The sequence below is a fragment of the Haloferula sp. genome, assembly GCF_049672945.1.
In the GTDB taxonomy this organism is placed as follows: domain Bacteria; phylum Verrucomicrobiota; class Verrucomicrobiia; order Verrucomicrobiales; family Akkermansiaceae; genus Haloferula.
This window is the reverse complement of sequence record NZ_JBATWY010000104.1, coordinates 1-4905: the sequence shown is the minus strand read 5'-3', so window position 1 is coordinate 4905 and position 4905 is coordinate 1. Positions and strand designations below refer to the sequence as shown.

At 51.0% G+C, this 4905-nt stretch carries 4 protein-coding genes; 1 reads left to right on the top strand and 3 read right to left on the bottom strand.

What is annotated here, in order from left to right; all coding sequences use genetic code 11:
* On the bottom strand, nt 1-1594 hold a 1594-nt coding region (locus tag WBG04_RS09395), incomplete at its 3' end, for an AAA family ATPase (RefSeq protein ID WP_424314156.1).
* A 7-nt stretch (nt 1595-1601) separates the two neighbouring features.
* Entirely contained in the window at nt 1602-3002 is a 1401-nt protein-coding gene (locus tag WBG04_RS09390; RefSeq protein WP_424314155.1) for a DNA cytosine methyltransferase, read from the bottom strand.
* Nucleotides 3003-3568: 566 nt separating this feature from the next.
* On the opposite strand from WBG04_RS09390, the gene WBG04_RS09385 reads away from it, so the two are divergent.
* Nucleotides 3569-4621, top strand: coding sequence for a hypothetical protein (locus WBG04_RS09385; RefSeq protein WP_424314154.1), 1053 nt, complete (start codon nt 3569-3571; stop codon nt 4619-4621).
* A gap of 17 nt (nt 4622-4638) precedes the next feature.
* On the opposite strand, the gene WBG04_RS09380 is transcribed toward WBG04_RS09385, so the two are convergent.
* Nucleotides 4639-4905 (bottom strand): hypothetical protein (locus WBG04_RS09380; RefSeq protein ID WP_424314153.1); only part of this gene is annotated, 267 nt, incomplete at its 5' end.

Genomic DNA, 4905 nt, shown 5'->3' with positions numbered 1-4905 from the left:
GTGTTGAACACTCGAAGAAGTCAGAAGCTCGTGATTTGAGAACTTCGTGCCACAAGTAACCCCATAGATCTTCGAATAAATAATGTGCATTTGTTAGGCGGGAACGTGGGATGAAGTATGGGCCAATGAACTTGTCCTCAAGCAGGCCACCCGTTTCCACAAGGCGTTGATTGATTGAGCTGCGAAGATGCCCCCATTTAGTTTTGCCGCCTCCGTAGGGTATCTCAATCTTATCCCAAGCGGCATTTGGCTGCTTCCATGAACAATGCTCCCGTGCCCATCTGCGAAGAAAGGCTGAATCAAGTTGTCGGGCATTCTGATCGGCACGATTCATTGTTGCCCAAATAAATAAATTGGGGGGGAACCGTAGTTTCCCCAAGGAATCTGAACCAGGGGTAACTATATCATTCTCAATAAGCCAAGCTTTGACATCCGGTCGGGGATCTATGGTGTAGACGCTTGCCCCGGCTTTGACGTGGCCCATGCCTTCTTCGGTGCGATCCATGAGTTGCAAGATGTCTCCGAATACTTGTGCTGGATTGCCTCTGCTCAACTCTTCAACGATCAATACGACCGAACGCTCAGGCTCGAAACATGCAAGATAGTATGCTTGAAGGAGTGGGCCAGGAACGAATTGGTAGACTACACGAGGATCACCCGGTGGAGTGCTATTTAGTCCGACGAAGCTTGGAGTTGGATTCTCCACGCGCCAGATAGTCACAGGGCGAAGTCCGCCGACAAAATCAGAATACCGAGTCTCTGGATGGATGACTGTCCTGAATTTATAGTTTACGGAGGATGAGTAGGTTTCCAATTTGAAGCTCTTCCCTGAGCCTGGGCAACCGTGGAGAATTAATTGAATTGGCTTACCACCGGCGTCTATTGTGCCTGTTGAATTGAGCTGGGCTCCAACTATTGACGCGATTCCCTCTTCGACATCCGTGGAATACGGCGCTTCTGCTGGTTCCGATATTTGAGAAGGCAGGGGATCAAGCTTCTCTAGAATTGCTTCCGATGGCAGAGCAGAACTACGAAGGGCTTCTGCAAGTTCTGATGGTCGGAGTTCTTTGTCGAAAACATCACTAAGTTGATCGAGCGAATACTCACTCCAGAACGACTCCACGGCCGAATCAATGTTCTCAATTTCCTCGTTCTTGTATCGCCAGACGGCAAACGGCCAAACGGGAACCCGATCTTCAACACCCTTTTTAACTAGAAACGCGCGGATCTTATCGGAAGCATCGGGGGCTAATGATACTTCATCTTCCGAGACGGTGTAGACTCCAGCGTCTCTTAGGTCTTTTGTCATTACCTGAAGCGAGCGACCCACATAGTTCTTCGCGGGACTTCGCCAGCGACCGTTTTCTGTTTTAGCGCCTCGGCTGGGACCAAGAGGGACATACCATAGTGGTGTGTCATTGTCAGGCACACTAAAAATGGAGTCTAAGACATCCGTTTGCGCAGCAGATCGGGAACTGAATCCACCTGATCCTGCTTCTTTGCTGAGGGCGAGGATAGGAATTACGGAGGGGTGAGCCCGCTCCGTCAGGGAAACAATTGCGGTGCCAAGAAGTTCCTGGGTGATGTATGCCATACTAGGTCTAATTGGCTGATTTGATGAGCTCCAACTGTTTTGGGTCTTTCTTTTTACGTTGGTGCATCTGCTTTCCGGCACCTTTTAGTTGGAGTATTTCATCTTCCGAAATTGAATTGGAAATTGTTATCGTGGGGCGGATTGCCGGAATTTCTTTATTAAACTCACTTCGCATTATTTGGGGTAGAATTGCTTCTCCTAAAGCCTTAGCGAGTAGTGGAGGAACCGCGTTTCCTATTTGGGTTCGGATGTGACCAAAAGTGCCAGAAAAGGAAAATCGGTCGGGGAATGACTGGATTCTTGCGGCCTCGCGTATACTCAAGGTTCTTGGTTGAGATGGGTGTATAAATGCTCCGGTCGTTGCTTCGTTAAACTTCGTGGTAATTGTGTAAGCAGGCTTGTCTCCTTGAAGCCGCTTCAGCATCGTCGTGGCATCATATGGTCGAATCTTTTTGAAGCGAGGGGGGAGAATATCGTGTTTAACAAGTGCTCTCCAGTTTTCGCCAGGTAACAAATGCTTGGCGGCGTATCGGTCGAGGTCCGCTAAGCGGTCAGCTTGATGCTGTCGGACTAGTTTTAGACCTTGTCGCAGCTGGCGTTGATAATCGGTAGTCGCCCTTCCTGCATAAGGCACCATGTGAAGGGTCTCGCCTTCAGATAACTTCGGGAGATCACTGCATGCCTGTTCGAAGGTGACGTGAGGATGTCGGATTTGATCATCTGTTGAAAGTCTTGAGAGGTGTGCGAAAGGTAGTGAGTAGTTTGCCCAGAGATTTTCGTCTCCGTGAGTTGGGGCTGGAAAATGTATATCGCTACCAGTACGAGTGCCGACAAAGACTAGGCGACGCCTGAGTTGTGGAACTCCGTAATCAGCGGCCAATAAGATCATTGGGACAATTTTGTAACCAATGGCATTGAGGGCACTCACTATTGAAAGCGCAACAGTTCCTTGCCGATACAGGAGAAGTCCGGGGACGTTTTCGAAGATCAGCCACGAGGGTTGAAAGTGATCTACGATTCGTACGTAGTCAGAGAATAAGTTGTTTCTCGGGTCACTTTCGTCTCGGCCAATCTGTTTGCTCAAGCCGCCTGCTGTTGAGAAGCCTTGGCAACTGGGACCCCCAACGATCAAGTCGATGTCTCCTCCGGCTATGTTTTCGATCGTTTTGATCGAGGTTTTGGTAAGATCTGCAACCAGTCCTCTTGCGTTATGGTGGTTGGCTTCAAATGATTCGATTGCCTTTGGGAAAAAGTCGATTCCCCCAGCAATTTCGAATCCAGACTGCTCTAAACCACAGGAGAGCCCGCCTGCTCCCGAAAACAGGTCAAGGACGCGGGGCTTCGCGTCGTTTTCAATAGGCTTCCCAGATACTTTCTTGGGCTTTTTCTTTTCTGAATTGCGTGGCATTTCCTCTAAGTTGTTCGCATGAAGCTAAAATTCGGGACGTCTCGGGAACCTAGATCTTTCGAAACGTAAAGTAAACTGCGCTGTAGCGGCACCACAGAATGCAGCTGTTGAATTGGGAGACGGCACAAGATGTAGCGCTTTCGATAGGATGAATCGTGAAATGCTACCTATTCCGTGATCACTTGCTTCAGAGCCACCCAAACATTCTCCGCCACCTTCACCTGCCCCTCCGCCGTCGGGTGGATGCCGTCGGCTAATAAATTGCCAGGCAAACAGAAATGATAGGCGTCAGAAAGCCTGATCCAGCAAAGGTTTGTGGCTTGTCCGGGTGGTGTCACAACGGGGCGGATTTCGAGTGCGTTCCGGGATTGATGGGTCGTGGTCTATTGAGGCAAGCTCCTCAGTTGATGCCTTCGATTCCTGCACCCGTTTCTCGGTTGCCTGCATTCGATTGCGAAGGTGGGACGAGGCGAAACTCTTTACGGCGATGGAGAGCGATGAATGTCGCCGATTAAAATCCCGCCGCTCGACAGATTGAGCCAAGGCGGTTTTCCTTGGGGCCTGAGATGGATTCCTACGACCAACGCAGAGAGGAACTGGAGGCCGCCAACCTGCCGCTTTTTCACGGCTTTCACGAATACCTCATCGCGAAGAGAGTGGGAAAGAGGGTGTCGTGCGACCACATCGATCGACTTGAGTTTTTCGCGAATGTCTACCTGATCGACTATCAGGATCAGGGCCTGGCGGAAGGATTCGACGAGGTGAGCGATTTTCTCGGGAGCTGGTTTATCCGGAAGGCGACGTGGTCGGACGAGCGTTCCTTGTTGGCGAATGTGGAGACCTTTCAGAAATTTTACGACTACCTGCACTCGGTCGGGAGCTTGGACAAGGAAAGGCATCAGGAACTGAGGGCATTGATCGAAAGCTCCAAGGGTCGCTGGCTCCGGTACCTGAAGCGCTACAACGACCCTTCCATTGATATCGACGATGTGTGGGATCCTGAAGAGCTTGGAGAGGCGGAGCTGGGGGATGAAGCGGGAGAATCCGAAGGAGAAGTCCACCTGGTGCTGATGCTCAGCGGCAAGGCAGCCAGGCATTTCAAGGTCGCCAGCAGTAAACTTCCCAAAGCGGACGATTTCGTCGGTGAGGGTCACTGGTCGAGTTGTTGGCGGTGCGATCTGGTGGCCGAGCATGTTCCAAGCAAGACCCGCTATTTCATGCTCACCAATGCCCGGACCTTGTATTCCATCATCGTTCCGAATTCCGACCACCGGATCGAGTCGCTGGTGTCGATGTTTTCACAGATTCTTGAGCAAGAGATCGGGAAATTTGATGGTGAGCTGGTCTGGCCTCCGGGAGGGACATTTAGTTTGGTGAGAGGACAACCACGCAGTCTGATCGGCAGTCAGAACGAGTTGATTCGCTGTGCACTCGATCTGTTCGCCAAACCTGATCCTTCCTTGGAAGTGCTGTGCAGTGAGCTCAACCAAACCCCGATGTTTGCGATTGAAGAAGTGATTCCCAGAACCGCGTTCGAGAAGCACCTCGCGGCTGATCCGCCCTGCTTTTTGGAATCCGGTAGCAGGATCATCCCCTTTCCCGGCGCATCTCCCAACTGATCGTGATGTCGAAATTCTCAGGGCGAGAGTAGTGAGTCGGCCTGTTCCTTGGTAATCGGTTCGAGGTCGACGATCACCCGTTCCGGAAATTGGCTGCCTTCCTTGGTGACGTAGTCATGGTGCCAGCTGAGTTTTACTAGAGCTCCAGTATTTAGGTCGAGTAGCAGTCCACGCTCGGGCTCCTCGATGAGTTCCTTGTTGAGTGAGTTATCGATCAGGACTTGAAACTCCTTTTGCTTGGGATCGCCGTATTCGCCGGGCTTCCTGTAATCGAGATACTTGAG